At 69.5% G+C, this 24,598-nt stretch carries 18 protein-coding genes; 5 read left to right on the top strand and 13 right to left on the bottom strand.

The genetic code is table 11. From position 1 onward, the window contains the following. Positions 1-207: 207 nt before the first annotated feature. The 7 genes from AB0H36_RS02475 to AB0H36_RS02445 form a co-directional block, all read right to left on the bottom strand. Complete coding sequence (locus AB0H36_RS02475) at positions 208-5,592, bottom strand: ThuA domain-containing protein (protein ID WP_360515193.1); 5,385 nt, start codon at positions 5,590-5,592, stop codon at positions 208-210. A gap of 111 nt (positions 5,593-5,703) precedes the next feature. Then, the gene (xylA, locus tag AB0H36_RS02470; protein ID WP_360515190.1) at positions 5,704-6,864 is read right to left on the bottom strand and encodes a xylose isomerase; all 1,161 of its coding nucleotides are present in this window, start codon (positions 6,862-6,864) and stop codon (positions 5,704-5,706) included. Then, positions 6,861-8,024 carry a Gfo/Idh/MocA family oxidoreductase gene (locus tag AB0H36_RS02465; RefSeq protein WP_360515187.1) on the bottom strand — a complete coding sequence of 388 codons (1,164 nt, stop codon included), beginning with the start codon at positions 8,022-8,024 and terminating at the stop codon, positions 6,861-6,863. The genes xylA and AB0H36_RS02465 overlap by 4 nt, the downstream gene beginning before the upstream one ends. Before the next feature lie 12 nt (positions 8,025-8,036). Then, positions 8,037-9,080: a substrate-binding domain-containing protein gene (locus AB0H36_RS02460; RefSeq protein WP_360515184.1), complete on the bottom strand. Its 1,044-nt coding sequence runs from the start codon at positions 9,078-9,080 to the stop codon at positions 8,037-8,039. Between the two features lie 13 nt (positions 9,081-9,093). Beyond that, complete coding sequence (locus tag AB0H36_RS02455; protein ID WP_360515181.1) at positions 9,094-10,137, bottom strand: ABC transporter permease; 1,044 nt, start codon at positions 10,135-10,137, stop codon at positions 9,094-9,096. Then, complete coding sequence (locus AB0H36_RS02450) at positions 10,134-11,639, bottom strand: sugar ABC transporter ATP-binding protein (protein ID WP_360515178.1); 1,506 nt, start codon at positions 11,637-11,639, stop codon at positions 10,134-10,136. Before AB0H36_RS02450 ends, AB0H36_RS02455 begins: the two co-directional genes overlap by 4 nt. Positions 11,640-11,754: 115 nt before the next feature. Continuing rightward, positions 11,755-13,026, bottom strand: a complete 1,272-nt coding sequence (locus tag AB0H36_RS02445) for an ROK family transcriptional regulator (protein WP_360515175.1) — start codon at positions 13,024-13,026, stop codon at positions 11,755-11,757. Between the two features lie 709 nt (positions 13,027-13,735). Here AB0H36_RS02445 and AB0H36_RS02440 point away from each other — a divergent pair. After that, the gene (locus AB0H36_RS02440) at positions 13,736-14,281 is read left to right on the top strand and encodes a hypothetical protein (protein ID WP_360515172.1); all 546 of its coding nucleotides are present in this window, start codon (positions 13,736-13,738) and stop codon (positions 14,279-14,281) included. A gap of 16 nt (positions 14,282-14,297) precedes the next feature. On the opposite strand, the gene AB0H36_RS02435 is transcribed toward AB0H36_RS02440, so the two are convergent. From AB0H36_RS02435 to AB0H36_RS02420, 4 genes are all read right to left on the bottom strand, one after another. Then, entirely contained in the window at positions 14,298-15,047 is a 750-nt protein-coding gene (locus AB0H36_RS02435; RefSeq protein WP_360515170.1) for a hypothetical protein, read from the bottom strand. A 244-nt stretch (positions 15,048-15,291) separates the two neighbouring features. After that, the gene (locus tag AB0H36_RS02430; protein ID WP_360515167.1) at positions 15,292-16,101 is read right to left on the bottom strand and encodes a dienelactone hydrolase family protein; all 810 of its coding nucleotides are present in this window, start codon (positions 16,099-16,101) and stop codon (positions 15,292-15,294) included. Positions 16,102-16,306: 205 nt separating this feature from the next. Continuing rightward, a complete protein-coding gene (locus AB0H36_RS02425) occupies positions 16,307-17,878 on the bottom strand; it encodes an amidohydrolase (protein WP_360515164.1) in 1,572 nt (523 codons plus the stop codon). A 65-nt stretch (positions 17,879-17,943) separates the two neighbouring features. Next, positions 17,944-18,588: a hypothetical protein gene (locus AB0H36_RS02420; protein ID WP_360515161.1), complete on the bottom strand. Its 645-nt coding sequence runs from the start codon at positions 18,586-18,588 to the stop codon at positions 17,944-17,946. 77 nt (positions 18,589-18,665) lie between these two features. Between AB0H36_RS02420 and AB0H36_RS02415 the strand changes: the two genes are divergently transcribed. Then, a complete protein-coding gene (locus AB0H36_RS02415; RefSeq protein ID WP_360515158.1) occupies positions 18,666-19,310 on the top strand; it encodes an alpha-ketoglutarate-dependent dioxygenase AlkB in 645 nt (214 codons plus the stop codon). A gap of 18 nt (positions 19,311-19,328) precedes the next feature. Here the strand turns inward: AB0H36_RS02415 and AB0H36_RS02410 are convergent, their stop codons facing one another. After that, on the bottom strand, positions 19,329-19,877 hold the full coding sequence (locus AB0H36_RS02410) for a hypothetical protein (protein ID WP_360515155.1): 549 nt from the start codon (positions 19,875-19,877) through the stop codon (positions 19,329-19,331). A gap of 141 nt (positions 19,878-20,018) precedes the next feature. Here AB0H36_RS02410 and AB0H36_RS02405 point away from each other — a divergent pair, with 141 nt between their 5' ends. The 3 genes from AB0H36_RS02405 (at position 20,019) to AB0H36_RS02395 (ending at position 23,191) form a co-directional block, all read left to right on the top strand. After that, the gene (locus AB0H36_RS02405) at positions 20,019-21,335 is read left to right on the top strand and encodes an MFS transporter (protein WP_360515152.1); all 1,317 of its coding nucleotides are present in this window, start codon (positions 20,019-20,021) and stop codon (positions 21,333-21,335) included. Beyond that, complete coding sequence (locus tag AB0H36_RS02400; RefSeq protein ID WP_360515149.1) at positions 21,335-21,973, top strand: pyridoxamine 5'-phosphate oxidase family protein; 639 nt, start codon at positions 21,335-21,337, stop codon at positions 21,971-21,973. Before AB0H36_RS02405 ends, AB0H36_RS02400 begins: the two co-directional genes overlap by 1 nt. A gap of 78 nt (positions 21,974-22,051) precedes the next feature. After that, entirely contained in the window at positions 22,052-23,191 is a 1,140-nt protein-coding gene (locus tag AB0H36_RS02395; protein WP_360515146.1) for a sensor histidine kinase, read from the top strand. A 61-nt stretch (positions 23,192-23,252) separates the two neighbouring features. On the opposite strand, the gene AB0H36_RS02390 is transcribed toward AB0H36_RS02395, so the two are convergent. After that, complete coding sequence (locus AB0H36_RS02390) at positions 23,253-24,476, bottom strand: alpha-hydroxy acid oxidase (protein ID WP_360515143.1); 1,224 nt, start codon at positions 24,474-24,476, stop codon at positions 23,253-23,255. Between the last annotated feature and the right edge of the window lie 122 nt (positions 24,477-24,598).

Here is a 24,598-nt window from a genome sequence, read left to right as displayed (position 1 = left end):
CTTCGGTACTGCGGTCCAGCCGGGGCGAGCTGGGGTCTGTTGGGTGGGGCTGGGGTGTCCCCGGCGGCGCCTGGAGCGCGGGGGCGACGCCGGGGACCGGGGACCGTGGTCCCCCGCCTGCCGTGGGAGAAGGCGCTGCCGCCGTTCGGCTGGGGCCGAACCAGCCGGACGAGCACCAGGGTGCGCGATCTCCCACGGCGGACGTCATCAGCCCAGCCCGGACTTCAGGTCGTTGCCCACCGCAATGAGCAGGGTGCGGGCGGCGGTGTCGGACACCGTGCTGGCCTTGGCCAGGTAGAGGTCGAGCGCGACCCGGGCGACGTTGTCACGGCCTCGCCGATCGGCCTCGGACGCCAACCCCAGTTGGACTTTCAGCACCGTCGCTGTGGCCGCCGGCACCGTCCCGGCCGCCCGGAGCCGGTCGACCAGCTTCACGGCCTCGGCGTACGACGCGACGACCGTGAACGGCACCGTGGTCACCGACTTGTTGCCGGCGACATCAGCCGCGGATGCCGTCAGCGTGTGCGTCCCGAGACCGAGCAGCACGCCGTCGAGGGAGCCGGTCAGCGGACGACCGTCGACCGCGAGCGTCACGGGCCCTGGACCAGACAGCGCGTCCGTCGCCGCAGCCGTGACCGCGAGGACGGAGGCGACGCCAAGGGAGCCCCCAGGTGACAGACCGGTCACCGCGACGGTCGGCGCCGTGCTGTCGATCTTGACCGTGGCGGACGCGGGTTCGGACACGTTGCCGGCTGTGTCGCTGGCACGCACGGTCAGCGTGTGGGTGCCGTCAGCCGACAACGTGACAGGCGCGGTGTACTCGGACCAGTTGCTGTCCCCGACCTTCTGCTCCACGTACACCTGACCGCCCTGGTCGTCCGTCGCCATCGCGGTGGCGACGACCGGCGCGGTCCACCAGCCGGCGAGACCCGAAGGCGTGGACGGGTTCAACGACAAGGTGACGGCCGGAGCGACCGTGTCCCGGACCAACCGGAAGTACTCGAACCGGGCCGTCTTCGACGCGACCTGATCCGCCCCGAAGGCGTAGACGCCGAACTTCGCGTTGGTCAGCGCGGCGTTGGTGACAGCCGGCAGAGCCGCCCACGTCAGGCCGTCCCCGCTGTAGGAGGCGGTGTAGGTCGTGCCCGTTTTGGCTATCCGCAGGTGCCAGATGCCGTGAGTCGGTGTCGGCGCGTTGGGTTGCGGTGACTGCACGACGTCGTTGATCTCCGAGCGCAACTCCAAACCACGTGTCACCGGCGACCCAGGCGCATTGGTCGTGAGGTAGTCGAGTTTCACGTAGTTCGCGTCGTCGGCGTACACCAGCAGCCCGGCCTGCTGGTAACGCTCGTCGAACGCCGACGCGTCCACCTTCGTCTCGATCGTCCAGTCGCTGTCCGGCGCCGGCTGCAGCATCAGGTTGGCCGGGTTCGTGTTGCCACCCTGGTAGATGTCGCCCTTCCCGGTGTCGATCTCCAGCACGTCACCGGCGACCCGGTAGGCCGCAGGATCAGGCCGTACGACGGCCGACCACCGGCAGGCGTCCAGCGTCGTACCCGCGAACTCGTCGTCCGGCGCCGCCTGCTCGGCAGTGTCGTCCGGTGTGATGGTGAAGTAGTCGAACGCGGCCGTGATCGGCAACGCCTCGGTCCGGTTCGTCAGCCCGAAGACCCCGATCCGCGGGTTCGAGATCCCGGCCAGCTGCTTGGTCTCCGGCATCTCGGTGAACGTCGCCCCGTCCGCGCTGTACGCCGCCCGCAACGACGACCCGTCCGAGGTGAACCGCACCCAGACGGTGTCCGGGTACGACGCGCCCAGGTTGGCCGTGTTCGACGCGGCGACCTCGTTCGGCACGCCGCCTTCCTCGCGAATGAACTGGAAGATCCGGTCGGCCGCGGACGGCGCTCCGGTCGACCGGCCCTGGATCACCATCTTGGCGTAGTTGTCGTCGTCGCCGTACACGATCAACCCGGCCTGCTGGTACGCCAGCCGGGCCGGCAGCGTGACCTTCGTGGTCGCCTGCCACGCGCCGGACGGCAACGGCTGCAGTACGACGTTCGGCGTGCCCGAGTTGCCGGTCCCGTAGATGTCGGTCGCCGTCAACGGGATCGACAACTTGCCATCGGCAACCACGAGCTCCTGGTTGCCCCGGACGACCGCGGACCAGCGCTCGGTGTCCAGCGCCGTACCGTCGAAGCCGTCGGACCGGCCGGTCAGGCAGGCCGGCAACGACGGGGAGTCCACGGTGATCGGAACCTTGGCCACCCCGGCCGCGCCGCGAGAGTCCGTCACCGTCACGGTGGCCGAGAACGTCCCCGGTGTCGTGAAGGTGTGGCTCACCGACGCGCCCGACGCAGTGGAACCGTCTCCGAAGCTCCACGCGTAGGACAGCGGCAGATCACCCTCGGGATCGGTCGCCGCCGCGGTGAAGTCCACCGTTAGCGGAGCCTTGCCCTGGGTCACCGACGCCGACGCAGTGACCGCCGGCCGCTGGTTCTCCGTGACGCCCTTCCCGATGAAGCGCACCCAGTTGACGTTGAGCTGACCGGTCGTCTTCACGAAGTACAGCGGCCCGCTGTCCAACGACGCCCCGGACACGGAGCCGGTGAAGTCGCCGTACGTCTGCCAACCGCCGGTCGGCGAGACCTGGATCGTCGCCACCACCGGCCCGTCGGTCGGCGACCCCTGCCGAACCTGCACAGTCGCGCCCGCTTCGGGCGAGGCCGCCCGCAACTGGATCTGGTCGATCTGCGTGAGGTTCGTTGGCTTCCAGCCCCACCAGTCGCCGTCCTCGATCCAGCCGATGTTCTTCCCGCCACCGGCCACGTCACCGGTGTCCTCGACCTGCACACCGGGCGCGGACCCCGGTCCCCCGGTCTCGTCGAAGTACTCCGCCTCACGCGTCTTCGGCTGCAACTGCACGACCTTCTGCGTGGTGATCGTGCCCGTCCCCGGCGCGCCCTTGTCCGTGTACGTCACGGTGACGATGCCGAAGATGTTCGCCCCGACATGCCCCTGGTCGCCCGGCAACGGGAACGTGCCCTCGCACCCGCGGTACTGCTCGTACCCGTGCGCGTGCTCGTCGTGCCCGAGCGCCGGCTGGGTGATCACGTCGTTGCAGTCGACCAAACCGTCCTCGGGATCGGTGACGGTCACCCGGTAGCGGATCGTGTCCCCGAAGTCGAAGAATCCACCATCGACCGGAGCCTGCACGGTGATCGTCGGCGCCGTGTTGCCGGACGTGATCGTCCGGTTCGAGACCGCTGTACGGCCGTCCGGGTCGGACACCGTCAGCCGGGCTGTGAAGACGCCGGCCGTGGCATAGGTGTACGACGGCTTGGCCTCGGTGCTGTCCGTCGTACCGTTGCCATCGAAGTCCCAGGCCAGCGTGATCGGCTGCCCGTCCGGATCGCGCGACCCGGTCGAGTCGAAGGCGACCGTCAACGGCGCCGGCCCGGATGTCTTGTCCGTGCTGAACTGCGCGATCGGCGCCCGATTCCCTTGCACGTAGTCGATCCGGTAGATCCCGGAGTCGGCGTTGTTGCCGCCGAACCCGCTCCCCCACTCGATCACGTACAACGCGCCGTCCGGCCCGAACTGCAACGCGTGCGGCCGGATGAAGCTCAGCTTCTGCAGCATCCGGGACACGTCGACCACGCCGTTGCGGTCGTCGTTCAGCTGCACCGAGAACAGCCGGCTGTCGTTCCAGTCCGCCCAGACCGCCTTGCCGTCGAAGTACGCCGGCCACTTGCGGTCCGACGTGCTGTCGGCGTCGTACTGGTAGGCGCCACTCGTCATCGGCGCGCCACTGCCACCGATCTCCGGTACGCCGGTCGTCGACTTCCCCATCCACAACGTCGCGGGGATCGCCGCCGGGAGTTGCGTGATGCCGGTGTTGTTCGGCGACTCGTTCACCGGCGCGTTGCAGTTGAACACCGCACCCGACGTGCCGGTCGCGAAGTCATGATCGTTGTACGGCGTGTTGTTGCCGACGCAGTACGGCCATCCGTAGAACCCGGGCTTGTCGAGAATGTCCCACTCGACCCGTCCGTCCGGACCGCGTGTGGGCGACACCGCGCCCGCGTCCGGGCCGTAGTCGGCCACGAAGAGGTGGTTGGTGGTCGGGTCGATGCCGATCCGGAACGGGTTCCGGAAGCCCATCGCGTAGATCTCCGGCCGCGTCTTCGCCGTACCAGGCGGGAACATGTTGCCGCTGGGGATCGTGTACGTGCCGTCCGGCGACGGGTGGACGCGGAGGATCTTGCCGTTCAGGTTGTTGCTGTTGGCGGCACTGCGCTGCGCGTCCCACGCGGACCGCCCGGACCGCTCGTCGATCGGCGTGTAGCCGTCGGAGTCGAACGGGTTGCTGTTGTCGCCGGTGGCGATGAAGAGGTTGCCCTGACCATCGAACTCGAGTGCGCCACCCGCGTGACAGCACTGGTCCCGCTGGGTGTCGATCCGCAGCACCTGCTTCTCACTCGCCAGGTCGAGGGTGTCGCCGGTCATCGTGAACCGCGAGACCCGGTCGAAGGGTTCGGTCCCGGCGGGCGAGTAGTACAAGTACACATAGCCGTTCGACGCGAAGGCGGGATCCAGCGCGATCCCGAGCAGGCCGAACTCCTGGCCGGTGTAGACGTTCAGCGTCCCGGCGGTGACGACCGAGCCGTCCGGCTTGACGATCTTCACCGCGCCGTTCCGGTCGATGTAGAACACCCGGCCGTCGCCGGCGACCGCGAGCTCCATCGGGTTCGACGTGTCGTCGTCCAGCGTCACCGTCTGGTAGCTGTCGCTCAGCGAAGCGCCACAGTCCGCGGGCACGACACCGGCCGCCGTCTTGAGACCGCCGAGCAGCAGCTGCCGGAAGGCAGGTTCGGCGTACGACGCGATCGTGTGCCCCATGCCCGTGTACCAGGCCCGGCCGCCGTCGTAGTCCTGGCACCAGGTGATCGGGTGCTCCGGCCCCATGTTCCCGCCCGTGTACGACGACTCGTCGAGCGAGGCGAGCACGTGGACCTTGTCGCGCGGGTTGGTGCGGTAGTTGTACCACTCGTCGGTGCGCTGCCAGATCGTCGGCGCCTCGGCGGTCGACGGGTGCGCGTGGTCCTCGACCTTCACCGTGCCGGCGGGCGTACCCGGTGGGTGGCTGTCGAAGTAGCTGCCGACGAGCTCGCCGTACCAGGGCCAGTCGTACTCGGTGTCCGAGGCGGCGTGGATGCCGGCGTACCCGCCGCCGGCCCGGATGTACCGCTCGAAGGCGGCCTGCTGGTCGGCATTCAGGACGTCACCGGTCGTCGACAGCCAGACGACCACCTCGTACTTGGCCAGCTCGGTGTCGTTGAACATCGACGCGTCCTCGGTCGCGGTGACGGTGAAGCCGTTCGCCGCCGCGAGCTCGTTGATCGCCTGGATCCCGGCCGGGATCGAGTCGTGCCGGAACCCGGCGGTCTTGCTGAAGATCAGGGCGTTGAAGGTCTCGTCACCGTGGCCCGGGTGGGCCCTGGCCGGCAGTGACATGGTGGGGACCAACACTGCCGCGATCAGGGCGAGCACGAGCGCACGGATCACCGTGCCATGCCTGCGTAGCTGGATCATGCGGAGCTCCTCATGGGTCGGATAAGGCGCGCGCTCCATCGGTCCGGGGCGGTTGAACCCCAGCTACCACAAGTCCCGTGCTCTGCCCTGCGCGGGAGGTACTGCTACCGGTCAGCGGACGCCGAGCAGGTGCTCCATCGCCAACTGATCCAGCTTCTCGAACCCGAGACCGCGCTCGGCCAGCGCGTCCGGGTCGTGCTTCTCGCCGCGGAGGTCGGCCAGGCTCTCACCCTCGGCCAGGGTGGGCTCGGACAACTCCGCGACCTTGGCCGCGGCCAGCGCCTCGGCCACCTCGGGGTCGGCCCGGAACGCCTTCACCTTCTCGCGCAGGATCAGGTAGTTCCGCATCGACGCCCGCGCGGTCTCCCACACGCCGTCCTCGTCCTCGGTCCGCGGCGGCTTGTAGTCGAAGTGGACGTAGCCGTCGTACCCGGGCCGGCCCTCCGAGCCCTGCAGGACGTCGACGGTCCAGAACGCGCCGCGCAGGTTCCCGGCGCCGAACCGCAGGTCCTGGTCGAACCGCGGGCCGTGCTGCCCGTTGAGGTCGATGTGGTACAGCTTGCCGTGCCACAGTGCCTGCGCGATGCCGTGCGCGTAGTTCAGCCCGGCCATCTCCTCGTGCCCGACCTCCGGGTTCAGCCCGACCAGCTCGGGATCCTCGAGATCGTTGATGAAGGCAAGGGCGTGGCCGATCGACGGCAGCAGGATGTCACCGCGTGGCTCGTTCGGCTTCGGCTCGAGGGCGAACCTGATGTCGTAGCCCTGCTCCCGGACGTACGCGCAGAGCAGGTCCATCGACTCCTTGTACCGGTCCAGGGCCGCGCGGACATCCTTCGAGCCGCCCGACTCCGCACCTTCGCGACCGCCCCAGAGCACGTACGTCGACGCGCCCAGCTCAGCCGCGAGGTCGAGGTTGCGCAGCAACTTCGACAACGCGTACCGGCGGACCGAGCGGTCGTTGGCGGTCAGGCCGCCGTCCTTGAACACCGGGTGGGCGAACAGGTTGGTGGTGGCCATCTCGACCACGATGCCGGTGTCGGCCAGCGCCTTGCCGAAGCGGTCGAGCACCTGCTGCCGGGTGCCGTCGTCGGGCACCAGGTCGTCGTCGTGGAACGAGATCGCGGCCGCGCCGAGCTCGGCCAGCTTCTCCACCGCGTGAATCGGATCCATCGCCGGGCGGACCGCGGTGCCGAAGACGTCGACCCCCCGCCAGCCGACCGTCCAGAGACCGAACGAGAACTTGTCGTCCTTCGTCGGGGTGTAGCTGTTCATTCCGAAATCTCCTGCCATTGTCGGGAGGTCGAGCTGGCCTCGACCGCGGCCAGCACACGCTGGATCCGCAGCCCGTCGGCGAACGACGGTGTCGGATCGGCTCCATCGGCGATCGCGGTGACCAGGTCGACGACTTGATGGGTGAACCCGTGCTCGTAACCGAGCAGGTGGCCGGGCGGCCACCACGCTGCGACGTACGGGTGGGCGGACTCGGTGGCGAGGATCCGCCGGAAGCCGGCGGTACGCGCGTCCTCGGTCGCGTCGTAGAAGTGCAGGAGGTTCATGTCCTCGAAGTCGAACGCGAGGCTGCCCAGGCTGCCGTTGACCTCGATCCGGATCGCGTTCTTCCGGCCGGTCGCGAACCGGGTCGCCTCGAAGACGCCGAGCGCGCCGGAGCCGAACCGGGCCAGGAACACGGCCGCGTCGTCGACCGTCACCGGTCCGCGTTCGGTGCCCGCCGTACCGGCGAGACCGGCGTGCTCGGCGGCGACCGGGCGCTCCTTGACGAACGTCTCGAGCTGACCGCTCACCTCGGCGATGTTGTCACCGGTGATGTACTGCGTCAGGTCGATGATGTGCGCGCCGATGTCACCGAGCGCGCCGGACCCCGCCTTCTCCTTGTCCAGCCGCCACGACAACGGCGCCTCCGGGTCGGCGATCCAGTCCTGCAGGTACTGCGCCCGGACGTGACGGATCGTCCCGAGCTTGCCCTCGGCGACGAGCTGGCGGGCCAGCCCGATCGCCGGCACCCGGCGGTAGGTGAACCCGACCATCGACCTGATCCCCTTGGCCGCCGCCGCCTCGGCCGCGGCGGTCATCGCCTCGGCCTCCTCGACCGTGTTGGCCAGCGGCTTCTCGCACAGCACGTGCTTGCCGGCCTCCAGTGCGGCGATCGCGATCTCGGCGTGGCTGTCTCCCGGCGTGCAGACGTCGACCAGCTGGATGTCGTCGCGGCCGAGCAGCTTGCGCCAGTCGGTCTCGGTCTCCTTCCAGCCGAGCTTCGTCGCCGCGGCCGCGACCGCGTCCGGGTTACGCCCGCAGAGCACGTTCATCTCGGGGTTCAGCGGCAGGTCGAAGAAGCGCGGCGCGCTCCGCCAGGCCTGCGAGTGGGCCGCGCCCATGAACGCGTAGCCGATCAGGCCGATGCCCAGGTTCGTCATGACTCTCCTCTGTCAGCTTTCGAATGCCGTCGGCAGGTACTGGTCCACGTTGTCCTTGGTCACCACCGGCGCGTACAGCTGGATGGTGCGCGGCACCTCGACCTCCACCAGGTCGGTGAGGGCCTTCTTCTGCACCAGCAGCCGGGCCAGCCGGACGCCGTCCGCGCCCTGGGTGGACGGGTAGATGACGGTCGCCTTCAGCAGGCTGTTGCCGGACTTGATGTCGCGCATCACGTTCGCCGAGCCGGCCCCGCCGACCACGAAGAACTCCTTGCGGCCGGAGTTCTTGATCGCCGCCATCACGCCGACGCCCTGGTCGTCGTCGTGGTTCCAGATCGCGTCGATCTTCGGCGCCGCCTGCAGCAGGTTGGCGGCGGCCTTCTCACCGGACTCGACGGTGAACTCGGCGGCGACCCGGTTGCTCACCTTCAGGCCGCAGTCGGTCAGCGCCTCCTTGAAGCCGCGGCTGCGGTCCTGGGTCAGCGGCAGCGAGTCGATCCCGGCGATCTCGGCGACCACCGAGTCCTTCTTGTCCTTCAGCTGCTGGCACACGTAGGTGCCGGCCGAGCGGCCCATCCCGTAGTTGTCGCCGAGGATGGTGGTCCGGGCCGCGAACGGGCTGTCGAACTCGCGGTCCACGTTCACCACGGTGATCCCGGCCTCCATCGCCTTGACCGCCACCGGGGTGAGCGCGGCGCCGTCGAACGGCAGCAGCACGATCGCGTCCACCTTCTGGTTGATGAACGTCTCCACCTGGCTGATCTGCAGGTTCACATCGTTGGTGCCCTCGGCAACGATCAGCTCGACGTCGGAGTACTTCTTCGCCTCCGCCTGGGTGGCCTTGGTGATCGCGCCCATCCAGCCGTGGTCGGCGGCCGGCGCGGAGAACCCGATCCGGACCTTCTGGCCCGGCTCGTCGTTCTTCCCGGCGGCGACACCCGAGTTCGCCGGCGCGTTGTCGTTCTCCTCGGCCTCCGGGGTGTTGCTGGTACAGGCGGCCAGCGCGATCACGCTCAGGCCGGCGACGATGAGAGTGCGGACGGAACGTGCGGACATCTTTGTCCTCCTTCTATTGGCGGGTCGTGCGCGCCAGGCGCTGCTGGAGAAGGACCGCGATCACGATGATCAGGCCCTTCGCCACCGACTGGGCGGAGATGCTGAGGTTGTTCAGGGTGAAGACGTTGTTCAGGGTGGTGAAGATCAGTACGCCGATCACCGTGCCGACGATCGTCCCGCGGCCACCGGACAGCAGCGTGCCGCCGATGACCACGGCCGCGATCGCATCCAGCTCGTACAACTGACCATGGGTCGAGCTGCCGGTCGTCGTACGGGCCATCAGCATGACTGCGGCGATCCCGCAGCACAGGCCGGCCAGCACGTAGAGGGCGACGGTGTGCCGCTGCACCTTGATGCCGGCCAGCCGGGCCGCCTCGGCGTTGCCGCCGACCGCGAAGGTGCGGCGGCCGAACGTGGTCCGGTTCAGCAGCACCCAGCCGGCCGCGGCGACCAGCAGGAAGATCCAGACCAGCACCGGCACCCCGATCAGCGAGCCGCCGAAGAAGTCGACGAAACCGTTCACCGAGATGATCTGGGTCTTCCGGTCGGAGATGATCTCGGCCAGGCCGCGCGCGGCGGCCAGCATCGCCAGCGTCGCGATGAACGGCACGATCTTGCCGTAGGCAACGAGCAGGCCGTTGACCAGGCCGCACGCGGCGCCGACCAGCAGCGCCGTGGAGACCATGAGGATCCAGTGGAAGTCCTCGGCCAGCTGCTGGGTCGCCAGCGTGGTCGCCCAGACCGAGGCCAGCGCGACCATCGCCCCGACGGACAGGTCGATGCCGCCACCCGTGATGACGAACGTCATGCCGATGCTGACCACACCGATGACGGCCGCGAGCCGCAGGATGGTCAGCACGTTGGCGCCGGTCGCGAACGTGTCGCCGGCGGTGATGATGCCGACCAGGCAGAGCAGGACGAGCGCCACCACCAGGCCGACGTTGCGCCCCATCCCTGTCATCAGCACATTGCTGCCGGCCCGCGGCGCCGCGGGCGGCGTGACCGTCGCCTGGGTCGACGCGGTCTGGTCAGAGGGCCGTGCGAGGTCATCACTCACGAGACAGCACTTCCTTCCATCACCAGGTCGAGAACCTGGTGCTCGTCGATGTCTTGCGCGGGCCCGTTGTAGACGGCCCGTCCCTCCCGCAGTACGACGACCCGGTCGGCGAGACCGAGCACTTCCTCGACCTCGCTGGAGACCAGCACGATCGCGACCCCGTTGGCGGCCAGTTTGTGGATCAGCGCGTAGATCTCGGACCGCGCGCCCACGTCGACACCGCGCGTCGGCTCGTCCAGCAGCAGCACGCGGCAGTCCCGGAGCAGCCAGCGGGCCAGCACGACCTTCTGCTGGTTGCCGCCGGACAGGTTGCGCACCGGATGGTCCACGCCGGCCGGGCGGACGTCCAGTGCCTTGGACAGCTCGGTGGCAGCCTCCCGCTCGGCGCGGCCGTTCAGGAATCCCCCGCTGGCGAACCGCTGCATGGTCGACACCGTGATGTTCTTGTAGACGGCCTCGTCCAGCAGCAACGCCTGGCTCTTCCGCTCCTCCGGCGCCAGCCCGACACCTGCCTTCACCGCGGACTGCACCCGGCCCGGCCGCAGCGGCACGCCGTCGACCCGGACCGACCCGGTGGCCGCGCGCCGAGCGCCGTACACGGTCTCCAGTACTTCGGAGCGCCCGGAGCCGACGAGTCCGGCCAGGCCGAAGATCTCGCCGGCCCTGACCTCGAAGGTGATCCCGGCGAACTCGGCCGGCCGGGTCAGGTCGGTCACCTCCAGGACGACGGGCGCCGTGCTGAGGATCTCGCGGCGGGGCGGGAAGACGTACTCGATCGAGCGGCCGGTCATCAGCCGGATCAGTTCCTTGGTCGGCGTCGCGCGCGCGTCCAGGCCGGTCGCGACGGTGGCGCCGTCCTTCAGCACGGTGACCCGGTCGCCGATCTGGCGGATCTCCTCGAGCCGGTGCGAGATGTAGACGACCGCGACACCGCGCGCGGTGAGCCCGCGGATCACCCGGAACAGGTTCGCGACCTCTTCGGGGTCGAGGACGGCGGACGGCTCGTCCATCACGATCAGCCGGGCGTCCCGCGACAACGCGCGCGCCATGCTGACCACCTGCTGCCCGGCCGCCGGGAGTGAGCCGACCGTGCGGTGCGTCGGGATCTCGCCGTGGCCGAGTCCGCGCAGGATCTCGCGCGCCCGGGTGGTCGCCTCGTGCCGGCGGCTGAAGCCGAAGCGGGCCGGCTCGTGGCCGAGGAAGATGTTCTCGGCAACGGTCAGCTCGGGCACCAGGTCGAGCTCCTGGTAGATCGCCGCGATCCCGCGCTGGATCGCGGCGGTCGGGGTGTTCAACTGGACCTGTTCGTCGTGCAGGAGGATCGTGCCGGCGTCGGGCTGGTGGGCGCCGGTCAGCACGCGGATCAGCGTGGACTTGCCCGCGCCGTTCTGGCCGAGCAGGCAGTGCACCTCACCCTCGCGCACATCCAGGTCGACACCGTCGAGCGCCCGCACCCCGGGGAACTCCTTGACGATGCCGGTCATCGTGAGCAGCTCGGTCATGGGGCCTCCCGGCCTGGACTGAGGAGCGGAGGGAGCGAAGCGACTGGAGTGACGAGGGAAGGCCGGGAGTTCCAGCCCCATGACCCGCCGCGCGGCAGCGCGGCATTCAACAGAGTCACTGCGCTACTCCCGTCTCGGATCGGCCGATCACGGTCGGGTCGACGAAGACCTGGTCGAGCGAGATCTGGGCGCCGCCGCGCACCGCGGCGGTGAAGCCGAGCTCCGAGCGGACCACCCGGCAGCCGCCGCCGTCCGGGGCGATCACGCGGTCGCGGATCGCCGTCTCCAGTGGTTGTTTCAGCCATGGCCCGAGCACGGCGAAGTAGCCGCCGAGCACGAGCACGTCCGGATTCAGGATGTTCACCAGGATCGCTCCCCCAATCCCCAGCCAGGTTCCGACGTCCTTCAACGCGGACAGCGTCCGCGGCTCCCCCGCCTCGGCCCGCGCGGTGATCTCGGCCAGCCGCCGGTCCACGTCCAGCGCCGGGTCGCGGACCGGGTCGTCCGCATCCGTTGCCTTGTGCAACAGCGCGGTCAGGCCGACGACGGTCTCCCAGCAACCGGTCCGGCCGCAGCCGCAGATCCGTCCGGCCGGTGCGACCGGCATGTGCCCGACCTCTCCGCTGTACCCGTGGCCGCCGCGCAGCAGGTGCCCGTTCGACACCACGCCACCGCCGACACCGACAGCGCCGGTCAGCAGCACGAGATCCTGCACCGGCTCAGTCTTCTGCAGCTCCGAGTACGCCGCCAGCGCCGCCAGGTTCGCCTCGTTGTCCACGTGCAGCGGGTACGACGGCCCACCCAGCCGCTCGCGCATCTCGCGCACGACGGGGACCTCGCCCCACCCCAGGTTCGGCGCCAGCTTGAGCTCACCGGTGTCGCCCTGCACCAGGCCCGGCACGGCGAGGGTCACGCCGGCGACCTGGCCGTCGCGCGCGTCCACAGCGGCCACGGCCTCGCGGATCAGGTCGGCCAGGCGGCTGAGCGTCGTACTGGGGTCCATGTGGGCGACGTCCAGCGGGACGCGGCGTTCGCTGACCGTGTCACCGGCCAGGTCGAGCGCGGTGACGGCGAGGTAGTCGACGTTGATCTCGGCGCCGACGCCGCAGACTCCGGTGCCGTCGAGCTCGACCAGCTGCCCGGGGCGGCCGAGGGCACGAGTCGAGTCGGCCGGGCCTTCGCGAAGCAGGCCGCGCTCGACCAGCTCGGCGACCAGGCTGCTCACGGTCGCCTTGTTGAGGCCGGTGTCGGCGGCGATCCGGGCCCGGGACCGGGGACCGTTGTCGCGGACGTGACGCAGCACGACCGAGAGGTTGTTGCGCCGGAGCGAGACGTGGTCGGCGGCGACCACGCGACTGCCCGGACGGCTGCCCCCCGTCAACGTCATGCGACCCCACCCTTGGTCGTTGTGAGCCCAGTCACAGACTTTGTCTGTTGAACCAACAAACTAAGTACGCCGCTGAAGCCGCGTCAAGACGTTGTCGACAAGTTTTCGCCGACGCTAGCGGGCAAACGCTCTCTTTGACCAGAGGCCGGGTTGGTTCCGGAACTTGCGTGAAGTCCGTTCAACTCTTGCGGGCGTTCTTCGGCGTTTGTACTCTCGCGGCACTTCTCCTGTCCGCCCCCACCAGGAGCCCCACATGACTCTGTCGCGCCGTGCCTTCCTTGCCGCCACCGCCGCCACCGCTGTCGGCGGCACCCAACTCACGTCCGCTTTCGCCGCCAGCCCGCCCGGTGACGTCGTCGGCAAGGTCACCGTCGGGTACCAGGGCCGGTTCGCCTGCACCGGCGACGGCGCCCCGATCAACGGCTGGTGGCACTGGAGCCACAACTGGGGCCAGCCGCCGTGCAGCAGAACGGCTGCGACACCGCGGCACTGCAGCGGTTCAACCCGACCGGCGGCGAGGGACCGACGCGGGACGCGATGGCCGTCAAGGTCCGGCAGGCGGCGGAGCAGTACGGGCGCAAGTTCTACATCATGTACGACGCCACCGGCTGGACCTCGATGCAGTCGGAGATGAAGGCGGACTGGACGTCGAAGATGAGCGCCTACACGGCCTCACCGGCGTACGCGCGGCAGAACGGGAAGCCCGGTGGTGTGCATCTGGGGGTTCGGGTTCGACGAGGCCAACAAGGCCTGGCCGGCGTCGGTGTGCCTGGACGTCGTGAACTGGTTCAAGGGCCAGGGGTGCTACGTGATCGGTGGAGTGCCGACGCACTGGCGGCGCGGGGTGGAGGACTCGCGCGCCGGCTACCTGGACGTGTGCCACGCGTTCGACATGCTGTCGCCGTGGATGGTTGGCCGGATCAGCGACATCGCGGGCGCGGATGTACAAGGCATCTACATCTCGATGTTCGACGAGTACAACGAGGGCAACCAGATCGCGAAGACCGCCGAGTCCGCGGCCTGGGTACCCGCGGGTTCAGGCATCCGCGCCCTCGACGAGGACGGTACGGCGTGCTCCGCGGACTACTACCTGCGCCTGACCAACGACGGCGGCCGAATGTTCAAGGGCCAGGCACCACTCACGTCCGTGCGCCCAACCGTGCCGATGCCGGTCCAAGGGCCGGGCGGCGTGGTGTTCCTCGAGCACGTCGACTACGGCGGTGCGGCCGGGCTCCGAACGCGAACGACCAGTTGACGTCCTGCCGGATCTCCTAGAACAGCTCCAGGCTGTCCGAGGCGAGGGTGATGACGGCGTCGTCGAGGTAGAGCCGGCAGGCGATCGCGTGGCCTGCGCAGGTGTGCAGGGCCGGGCCGGCCGCGTCGACGACGCGGTAGGCGACCGGGTGCCCGCAGCGCTCGACGGCGCCCTCGTTCTCGCGGTGACAGCCGAGGACGTGACAGGTGACCGTCTCGCCGACGTTCATCAGCGTGAGGCCGTGCTCGGGGCAGACACCCCAGCCGACGCCACACGCCTGGCCTTCGCTGGCGGCGAGTCGGATCAGGTTGCCGGCGGTCGCCTCGAGCGCGCCGGCCACCGAGCCCAGCGTGCTGGCAGCGTGGTCGAGGTCGCGGCGCAACGCCCGCAGCTCGGGCGACTCGGGCATCCCCCGGGTGGCTGCCTGCAGGTTCTCCGACAGCGTCTTGGCGGCCAGCGCGATCTCGTCGACCCGGACGGGCGTCTCGAACTCGGCGCGCGCCGTTCCGTTGGCGACCCGGCCGGCCCTGCGGGCGGCGTACTCCTCGACCCAGGCAGGCGTCTTGACGACCGTCTCCTGGCCCTCCGGTGCCGGGCCCTCGGAGGCCTGGCCGGTCGGCTCTTGCTCAGCCTCTTGATCGCCCTGGCCGGCCGGCGTGGTCCGGCCTGCGTGAGGGCCCGATTGCGGACCGTGACCATTGGTCCCGTTCGCGGCCGTGGTCCCGTTCCTCGGGAGCCGGCTCTCCTGCGCTGTCCGCCCGTTCATACAGCCTCACTCGTCAAGTGCCTGGCCATCGCCATGCGCGCCCCCTGATGTGCCTCCGGTGGCCGATCGTGCCATGTCTCCAGTGCCCACGACCAGAGGAAATCACCCAGCGTCACCCACCGCTCCCCCTCCCTTGCGCACTGCAACATTCCACCCCAGACTTCCGCCAGGTTCCCCACTCTGCGTCCGCATAGTCACACGCAGAGCATTCCTCAACGTTGCTTTAACATTTCGGCACTGTGGGTCACCGCGCGGTAGCAGTCAGGTGCTGCCGGAGGAACTCGACGGTCCGGGTGCGTGCCTGCAGCGCCGAGTTCGGCGGGTCCTCGCGCAGGTCGCGGGTGAGCACCGAGTGCGCCATCCGGCGGTAGCCGTCCGGGTTCCCCGGCCGGCTGTCGAGCTCGATCACCTCGAACGCGTCGCCGAGCTGCTTGCGCAGGGTCGTGAACCGCTCGGCCGGTGACATCCGGTCATGGCTGAAGCGCAGGCCCAGGACGCACAGACCGTCCGTCTGCGTCCGTTCCTTGACGACCTCGAGCTCCTGCCGGGACAGCCCCGGATCACGCCGCAGACGGCCACTGACGGCGAACGGCGTGGACGGCTGACTGAGGACCGGGGCCAGAACCGCCTCCTCGACCGCTGTGGCCAACGCGAACCCTCCGGTGAAGCACATCCCGATGACCCCGACCCCGCGCCCCGGCGTCCGCGTCGCGAGGTCGGCGGCGACCGCCCGCAGGTACTTCGTGATCGGCCGCTCCGCATCGGCCGCGAACGCCCGGAACTCCTTCGCCACACACATCCGCGCGATCACCCCCAGCGCGTACCCCGTGGTCTCCGGGCTCCCCGGCGTACCGAACGGCGACGGGATCACCACCGTGAACCCCGCACCCACCAGGTGGTCCCCCAGCCCCAGCACCTCCGGCGTCAACCCCGGTATCTCCGGGATCAGCACGACGCCCGGGCCTTCGCCCTTCTCGAAGCAGTCGTAGGTCAACCCCGCGCCGGTGAACGGCGTCCGTCGCCAGCCGGTCAGATCCGAGCTCGGTGCGGTCATCGCACGCCTCCTCGCAGGTGGAGGCTCATAGCTTAGGGTGCGCGGCCGGTTGCAGCTCTTGACTGGAGAAGGGACCGGACCACACGCAGGCCTACACGGTGAACAAGATCGTCACCATCAGCTGAACCCGCTCGAACGCCCCGGCCCGCTTGGGTCGGGGTGTTCGTGCTGTCAGGGTGTTCGTGTTGTCAGGGTGTTCGTGCTGTCAGGGTGCGTAGTGCTGGACGGCGCCGCCCTTGGACAGGTCGACCAGGGTGTGGGCGAGGTCCTTGGCGTCGGCAAGGACCTCGTCGAGGTTCATGGTGGTGAGTTGGCGGTCGCGGACGACGACGCGGCCCGCGACCAGGACGGTGACGACGTCCGACGAGCGCACGGAGTAGACGAGGGCTGCCCTGGGGTCGTGGACCGGCTGGCAGTGCGGGCCGGAGAGGTCGACCAGGGCGAGGTCGGCTTGGCGGCCTGGTTCGAGTACGCCAATCCGGTCCGCGAGGCCCGCTGCGGCGGCTCCGCCCCTGGTGGCCAGGCGGAGGGTGTCGGAGACGTTCATCCACTCGGCGTCCTGCTCGCGTTGCTTCTGGGTCAGCGCAACCATCCGCAGCGACTCCCAGACGTCCAGGGTGTTGTGGACCGCGGCTCCGTCGGTGCCGATGCCGACCTTCACGCCCTTCGACTGCAGGCTTTTGATCGGGGTGACCGTGCCCATGGCGAGTTTGAGGTAGACCTTCGGACAGCAGGCCACTGCGGTGCGGTCGCCGTACTGCTCAAGGATCGGGAGGTCGGCTTCGCGGATGCCGCAGCCGTGGGCGATGAGGGCGCCGGCGTCGAGCACGCCGGTTCGCTCGAGGACTTGGATCGGCGTGACGCCCAGGCGGTCGATGGACGATTGGGTTTGGTCGTCGGTTTCCGCGGCATGCAGGTGGATGCGGAAGCCTTCTGCTCGTGCGATGTCCGCCGTACGGCGCAGGTCGTCGTCGGAGACCGTGTACGTCGCGTGCGGGCCGAGGCTGGCCGTGATCCGGGGGCTGCGGTTGCGGAGGTCGCGGGCGGTGGTGATGGCGGCTTCGATGGCTTCGGGTCCGGTCGAGGAGAAGTACGTCGGCGCGAGGTCGGCGCGGATGCCGGACTCGATCGCGGCTTCGGCGATCTGGTCGGCGTGGAAGTAGTGGTCCACGAACGTGGTCACCCCGGCGAGCAACATCTCGGCGCACGCGAGTCGCGCACCGACCCGGACCCGCTCGGCCGTCAGATTCACCTCCATCGGCCAGATCCGCTGGTTGAACCAGTCCTCGATCGCCAGATCCTCAGCTGCACCCCGCATCATCACCATCGGACTGTGCGTGTGCGAGTTCACCAACCCCGGCACCGCCACCAGCCCCCGCCCCTCAACCACCTCCGGCTCCACACCCCGCCCCGGCACACCGCCCGGCCCTCCAGCCGTGTCCCGGTCGGCCTGGCGGCTCCCCGCCCCGTCCCGCTCGGTCTCCCGGCTACCCGCCCCCACCCGGTCGGTCTCCCGGCTGCCCGCCCCGTCCCGGTCGGTCTCCCGGCTGCCCGTCCCCACCCGGTCGACCTCCGGGTCCCCGGTCCTCTCCCGGTCGACCTCCGGGCTCCCGGTCTCCTCCACTCTCGGTGGAGGGAGTTGTAGGGGTGTGCCGGTGGGGGTGATGGCGGTGATCTTGTCGTCGTGGATGTGGATGTCTTGTGCTTCGTCGACTCGGCAGTCGCCGTGTTCGGGGACGATCAGGACCGAGACGTTGCGGATCAGCAGGTACGACATCCATCCTCCAGCCGGTGGTTCGTCGTACCGCAGTCTCGTGCATCCGCCGGGCCAACCGCCGGAGTTCACTCAGCAGCAGCGGGGAGCTCGGCGACCACGCGGCGATAGGCGCGGTGTGCGGGCACGAAGACGAGGACGGCATACGCCAACGCCGACAGCGCACCGACGACGGCCGTGACTGCACCGTTGGTCCCAGCGGTATCCGCGAGCACCGCGCCGAGACCGGCCGCGACGATGATGTTCACGGCGCCGGCGAACACGAAGGCGCTGGCGAGGAAGTGGGACACACCGCTGCGCCGCACCCCCATGTCGTAGGTCCGGTCGATGCCCGCCGGATCGTCCGTCCAGCCCGTCACCAGGTGCTCCTGGATGCCGGGGTCGAGCTCGAGGTACGCCGCCCGCAGCCGGTTCATGCCGATGACGAGCATGAGGTCCTGCTGGCTGGCGTTGCGCACGCGCAGTGCAGTGAGGCTCCCGGTCACCAGCACCGACACCCCGAGCCAGGCCGCGAGGAGCCTGAATGATGAGTTCAGCCCGGAGACCTGCAGGGTGAGGGCGAGCACCACCAGCGAGGCCGAGGCGAACGTGAACTGGGCGCTGATCCGGCCCATCACCTCCGACCAGGTCTGGCTCCTGGTCGCGAGCAGGCTCCAGTGCTCGGTGGCGAGCAGCTGCGCCCGCACCGCCGGTCCAGGTGGATCCCCGGTCATACCGTCATGATGCGCGCCGGACTGGGCCTGGGAAAGTCATGGGAACAGATGTTCGAGTTTCCGGTATGGTGGGCGTCATGGGTGCTGATCTGCAGGGCTCGTTGCTGGATGCGTTCGAGGATCCTGCGCTGGGTTCGCTCGACGGGATCCAGCGGACGGAGCTGGGGCGCGGCGCGTGGATCGACGTGCTGCCGCGGTGGCTGACCGGGGCGGATCAGGTGTACGAGCGGTTGGCCCGCGACGTGCCGTGGCAGGCGGAGCGACGGCAGATGTACGACCGGGTGGTCGACGTACCGCGCCTGCTGTGCTTCTACGGCGAGAACGAAGAGCTCCCGTTGCCGATCCTCGACGAAGCCCGCGACCGGCTCAGCGCTCACTACGCGGAGGAGCTCGGCGAGTCCTTCCGTACGGCGGGGTTGTGCTTCTACCGCGATGGCCGGGACAGCGTCGCCTGGCACGGCGACCGGATCGGCCGCGGCAACCACGAGGACACCATGGTCGCCATCCTCTCCGTCGGCGAACCCCGCGTCCTCGCCCTCCGCCCGCGCCCGGGCAACTCGGCCGGCCCGGTCGGCTCGACCGTCCGCTACCCGCTCGGCCACGGTGACCTGATCGTCATGGGCGGCTCCTGCCAACGCACCTGGGAACACGCCATCCCCAAAGCCACGGGCCACAAGGGCCCCCGCATCAGCATCCAGTACCGCCCCCACAACGTCCGCTGACCACCAGCCGCGTGGTGGTCAGGCGGCTGTGGGGATGGGGAGTTGGGGTTGGTAGATGTGGTGGGGGGTGGCTATGTAGAAGCCGAGGAGGGGGACGGCGGTTGTTCGGCAGAGGTGGGTGGCGGCGTGGGCCCATTCGGTGTCGAGGTCGGGCCAGGTGTCGGGGCCGGGGCGGCCCAGGGCCAGGAGCAAGGACGTGCCGGGGGCGGTGCGGACGGCGGGGATGATCGGGGTCAGGGCTGACGTACACATGGCGCCGGCGGCCAGGGATGAGGTGGGCATAGTGCGGGCGGCTAGGGGTGAGGTGGACGTGGTGCGGGCCAGGGGTGGGGTGGACGTGGCGCGGGCGGCGAGGGGTGAGGGAGGTGCGGGAGGTTGGCCGAACTCCGAGGGGAGGTCGACGGCGATGGCGGCTCGGTAGCGGGTGTTCTCGTCGCAGAGGATGACAGTGAAGGTGCCGCGGTGGCGGTCACCGAGGCTGACCAGGAGGTCGACGACGTCGGCGGCGCGGGTGGGGTCGGAGAGTGGATGGTCGGTCCAGGTCTGGGGGAGGTCTTGGAAGCTCATGCCTACAAGATGCCGTCGTTTCACGCGCTGACTCGAGTTATCCACAGACCAAAGTGGCCCATCTGATGAGCATCAAAGTGGATCTGCCTGCTGGGCCGCTGTGCTCCTAGGCTCGGGTGTAACGAGCTGAGGGAGACCGAGATGAGCATCACGATGGAGCGCAGCAGGCGGAGCGGCGGCAAGGGCGTAGGGCGGGTGCGCCCGCCGGCTCGCGTCGGGCGGGTCTTGCCGCCGGCGGGGGTCGCGCGGGACCTGGCGATGGCGCAGTTGGCGAACTCGGTCGGCGACGGGGCGTTCATCGTCACGTCAGCGTTGTTCTTCACGCGGGTGGTCGGGCTGTCGACGGCGCAGGTCGGGCTGGGGCTGACGGTGGCCTGGCTGGTCGGTTTCCTGATGGGTGTGCCGCTCGGCAACCTCGCCGACCGCAGAGGTCCTCGCGGCGTCGCCGTCGTGCTCGCGCTCACCACAGCAGCCTCGGTCGCGGCGTTCCTCGTCGTACGAAGCTTCCCGCTCTTCCTGGTCGCCGCGATCGCTTACGCCAGCAGCCAAACCGGACTGACCGCAGCGCGCCAGGCACTACTGGCGGGCCTGGTCCAACCACAGGAGCGCACCCGCATCCGCGCCTTCCTCCAGTCCACGGTCAACGCCGGCCTCGCAGTAGGCGCCCTGCTCGGCGGCATCGCGCTCCACTACGACACTGCAGCGGCGTACCTGACCGTATTCGCCCTCGACGCCCTCAGCTTCCTGATCGCCGCACGCCTCGTCCACCGCGTCCCCAAGGTCAACGTCAGCACACGCGTCAAAGGCGAGCCGCGCCTCGCCGTCCTGCACGACCGCCCGTACGCCGTCCTCGCGCTGCTGAACGCGATCATGCTGCTCTTCATGCCGCTGCTCAGCCTGGTCGTCCCGCTGTGGATCGTCACCCGCACCGACGCACCGGACTGGGTCGTCGCCTCCCTCCTGATCGTCAACACGCTCCTGGTCACGCTCTTCCAGGTGAAAGCCGCCAAGAGCGTCAAGGACCTCCGCACAGCAACGAAGTCCGTCCGGTACGCCGGTGTCGCCATGCTGGCCGCGTGCGCGGTGTTCGCCATCTCTGCCGCGGAGATGAGCACCTGGACGGCGGCCGCCGTACTAATCGCCGGTGCCGCGCTGCTGACGCTCGGCGAGATGAAGCTGGCCTCCGGAGCGTGGGAGATCAGCTTCGGACTGGCCCCGGCCGACAAGCAGGGCCAGTACCAGGGCTTCTTCGGCACCGGTCCCGCGGTCGCCCGGATGCTCGGTCCGGCGATGCTCACGACGGTCGTGCTGGGGTGGGGCCCGATCGGCTGGATCGCTGTGGGCGCACTGTTCCTGGGGACCAGTTGCGCAACTGGTCCCGCCGTACGATGGGCCGCACGGACGAGGGCCGTCAACGAGGACGCCACGCCGTCGCTGGCAGAGGAGACCGCCGCCTGATGGAGATCCCCGGACTGGAAGAGATCACGACGTACGACGAGCTGCGCGAGATCGTCCCCACCCCGTTGGCAGCCGCGGCCGGCAAGACCCGCAAGGCGCTGCACGAGCTGGACCGGCAGTGGCTGGCCGCGTCGCCGTTCTGCCTGATCGCCACCTCGGCGGCCGACGGCAGCTGCGATGTCTCCCCCAAGGGCGACCCGGCCGGGTTCACCAAGATCTTCGACGACAGCACGATCGCCGTTCCGGAGCGCGCGGGCAACCGCCGGGTCGACGGCTTCACCAACATCCTCAGCAACCCGCACGTCGGCCTGATCTACTTCATCCCCGGCCGCGGTGACACGCTGCGGATCAACGGGCGGGCCCGGATCGTCCGGGAGGCGCCGTTCTTCGACGAGATGATCGTCCGCGGCAACCGTCCGCAGCTGGCGCTGCTGGTGGAGATCGAGGAGGTCTTCCACCACTGCTCGAAGTCGTTCCTGCGCTCGCAGCTGTGGAAGCCCGAGACCTGGAACCCCGACGCCATGCCGAGCCGCCCGCGGATCGCGAAGGCCCTGGAGCGGCAGAACGACGACCTGGCCGAGCTCGAGGAGTACTACGGCAAGGCGTACGAAGAGAAGATCTACAAGGTCAAGTACTGAACTACTCCGGCCGGAGCAGGCCCGGATACTCCGTGGCGACGATGACACCGACCGGGCCGACCTCTACGGTTTCGTAGTGTGACCACGACTGAGCCGACGACCGCGCCGACCTGGGCAGCCCAGGTACGGCGGATCGCGCTGCCTGCCGTGCTCAGCGTGTTCACCGTGGTCGGTTCGTTCGGCGCGGCCAACGGCCAGCCGGACCGCCGGCCCGGCGACTGGTTCATGGCGGTCCTGCTGCTGATCGGATCGGTGTCGCTGTACTGGCTCCGGCCCCGTCCCATCCCGGTGCTGTGGGCAACGGTCGTCTCGACCCTGGTCTACATGCTGATGCAGTACCCGTGGGGCCCGGTGATCTTCGCGTTCGTGATTGCCGTGTTCTCGGTGATCCGCCGCGGTCACCGCCTGGCCGGCTGGGTCGGCCTCGCCGCCCTGTACGTCGGCCACGTCGGCGGCCGGCTCATCCTCGGCATCAACCAGGACGGCATCTACCAGGTCCTCCTCGTCGGCACGTGTTTCGTCGTGCTCGGGATCGTCGCCGAGCTGGCCCGGGCCCAGCGGGACCGGGCGATCGCGGCAGACCGCACGCGCCGCGAGGCCGAGCTGCGGAAGGCCGGTGAGGAGCGGCTGCGGATCGCGCAGGAGCTGCACGACGTGGTCGCGCACCACATCTCACTGATCAACGTGCAGGCGTCGACGGCCCTGCACCTGGTCGACCGGCAGCCCGAGCAGGCCGGTCCCGCGCTCGCTGCGATCAAGGACGCCAGCAAGGAAGCTCTGGTGGAGCTGCGGTCGATCGTCGGCATCCTGCGGCAGTCGGACGAGTCTGCGCCCAGGCAGCCGGTTGCCGGGCTCGAGCGGCTCGATCACCTGGTCAGCCGCACGTCCCGCGCCGGCCTGGAGGTCCACACCATCGTCCACGGCGACCCACAGCCGTTGCCGACCGGCCTGGACCGCGCGGCGTTCCGGATCATCCAGGAGTCGCTCACTAACATCGTGCGGCACGCGAAGGCGAACTCCGCGACCGTCCGCATCCAGTACGGCGACGAAGCGCTCGTACTCCAGGTCGACGACGATGGCCAGTCCCTGGTCGGCCCGCCCAAGGAGGGCAACGGCATCATCGGAATGCGGGAACGCGCCACTGCCCTGGGCGGCACCCTCACCGCCGCCCGCACCTCCACCGGCGGCATGCGCATCACCGCCCACCTACCGCTGTAGGTCGTCCACAACGGCGACGTCGTACTGCGAACCGCTGTGGGCGAAGGCTCCCGCTTCCGGCTCACACTCCCGTTGCTGGAAGGCGGACGTGCGACGGGTTGAGGTCGGCGACCCGGGAGACGCCGAGCAGCGCCATCGTGCGGCGGACCTCCTTGGTGAGGATCTCGGCGGCCCGGGCCACGCCGCGCTGGCCGCCGGCCATCAGGCCGTACAGGTACGCGCGGCCGACCAGGCAGGCGTCCGCGCCCAAGGCGATCGACGCGACGATGTCCGCGCCCGACATGATGCCGGTGTCGAGGTAGATCTCGGCGTCGCTGCCGACCGCCTTGCGGACGTCCGGGAGGATGCGCAACGGTGTCGGCGCCCGGTCGAGCTGGCGGCCCCCGTGGTTGGACAGCACGATCGCGTCCGCGCCCGCGTCGACCACCCGACGGGCGTCGTCGACGGTCTGGATGCCCTTGACGATCAGCGGACCCGACCAGATCGAACGCAGCCAGTTCAGGTCGTCGATGGTCATCGTCGGGTCGAACAGCTTGTCCAGCAGCTCGGCGACCGTGCCGTCCCAGGTGGACAGTGACGCGAAGGTCAGCGGCCGTGTGGTCAGCAGGTTGGCCCACCAGGCCGGGTGCAGCGAAGCGTCCAGCACGGTCTTCGCGGTCAGCGACGGCGGGATGGTGAAGCCGTTGCGTACGTCGCGCAGCCGGGCGCCCGCCACCGGTACATCGACCGTCAGCATCAGCGCCTCGTACCCGGCGGCGGCCGACCGCTTCAGCAGGTCCTCGCCGGCGTCGCGGTCCTTCCACACGTACAACTGGAACCATTTGCGCGCGTCCGGAGCGGCTGCGGCGACGTCCTCGATCGACGTCGTACCCATCGTGGACAACGCGTACGGGATGCCGATCTGCTCGGCGACCTTGACGACCGCGCTCTCGCCCTCGTGGTTCATCATCCGGGTGAAGCCGGTCGGCGCGAACGCGAACGGCAGCTCCGAGCGGCCGCCGAGGATCGACGTGCCCAGGTCGAGGTCGGACACGTCGCGCAGGATCGACGGCTGCAGCTCCATCTCGCTGAACAGCCGTCGGGCGCGCTGCAGGCTGATCTCCGCCTCGGCCGCGCCGTCGGTGTAGTCGAACACCGACCGCGGCGTCCGGCGCTTGGCGATCGCCCGCAGGTCGTGGATCGTGAGCGCCTTCTCCAGCCGGCGGTCGGTCGGGTTCACCGTGACCGGCTTCGGCCGCAGCAGCGGCTTGAGCTCGGACCATTTGGGGAGCTGTCGGTCGGTCATCACTACTCCGGCGGAGGGGGAATCCTGTGGTCGGACCACAGCATAGCCTGTGCGACCAGCGCCATCGGCTCCTCCGGGACACCGCACACGACGGCCGCGTACCGATAGGAATCCGGATGCGG

The sequence above is a fragment of the Kribbella sp. NPDC050820 genome (assembly GCF_040653975.1).
Lineage (GTDB): Bacteria > Actinomycetota > Actinomycetes > Propionibacteriales > Kribbellaceae > Kribbella.
The sequence above is the reverse complement of the archived record's forward strand: the minus strand, read 5'-3'. Positions and strand labels throughout refer to the sequence as shown.

Coding starts and splice junctions, on each gene's coding strand:
- AB0H36_RS02475 (WP_360515193.1), bottom strand. CDS start 5,592: ATGATCCAGCTACGCAGGCATGGCACGGTGATCCGTGCGCTCGTGCTC.
- xylA (WP_360515190.1), bottom strand. CDS start 6,864: ATGAACAGCTACACCCCGACGAAGGACGACAAGTTCTCGTTCGGTCTC.
- AB0H36_RS02465 (WP_360515187.1), bottom strand. CDS start 8,024: ATGACGAACCTGGGCATCGGCCTGATCGGCTACGCGTTCATGGGCGCG.
- AB0H36_RS02460 (WP_360515184.1), bottom strand. CDS start 9,080: ATGTCCGCACGTTCCGTCCGCACTCTCATCGTCGCCGGCCTGAGCGTG.
- AB0H36_RS02450 (WP_360515178.1), bottom strand. CDS start 11,639: ATGACCGAGCTGCTCACGATGACCGGCATCGTCAAGGAGTTCCCCGGG.
- AB0H36_RS02445 (WP_360515175.1), bottom strand. CDS start 13,026: ATGACGTTGACGGGGGGCAGCCGTCCGGGCAGTCGCGTGGTCGCCGCC.
- AB0H36_RS02435 (WP_360515170.1), bottom strand. CDS start 15,047: ATGAACGGGCGGACAGCGCAGGAGAGCCGGCTCCCGAGGAACGGGACC.
- AB0H36_RS02430 (WP_360515167.1), bottom strand. CDS start 16,101: ATGACCGCACCGAGCTCGGATCTGACCGGCTGGCGACGGACGCCGTTC.
- AB0H36_RS02425 (WP_360515164.1), bottom strand. CDS start 17,878: ATGTCGTACCTGCTGATCCGCAACGTCTCGGTCCTGATCGTCCCCGAA.
- AB0H36_RS02420 (WP_360515161.1), bottom strand. CDS start 18,588: ATGACCGGGGATCCACCTGGACCGGCGGTGCGGGCGCAGCTGCTCGCC.
- AB0H36_RS02415 (WP_360515158.1), top strand. CDS start 18,666: ATGGGTGCTGATCTGCAGGGCTCGTTGCTGGATGCGTTCGAGGATCCT.
- AB0H36_RS02410 (WP_360515155.1), bottom strand. CDS start 19,877: ATGAGCTTCCAAGACCTCCCCCAGACCTGGACCGACCATCCACTCTCC.
- AB0H36_RS02405 (WP_360515152.1), top strand. CDS start 20,019: ATGAGCATCACGATGGAGCGCAGCAGGCGGAGCGGCGGCAAGGGCGTA.
- AB0H36_RS02400 (WP_360515149.1), top strand. CDS start 21,335: ATGGAGATCCCCGGACTGGAAGAGATCACGACGTACGACGAGCTGCGC.
- AB0H36_RS02390 (WP_360515143.1), bottom strand. CDS start 24,476: ATGACCGACCGACAGCTCCCCAAATGGTCCGAGCTCAAGCCGCTGCTG.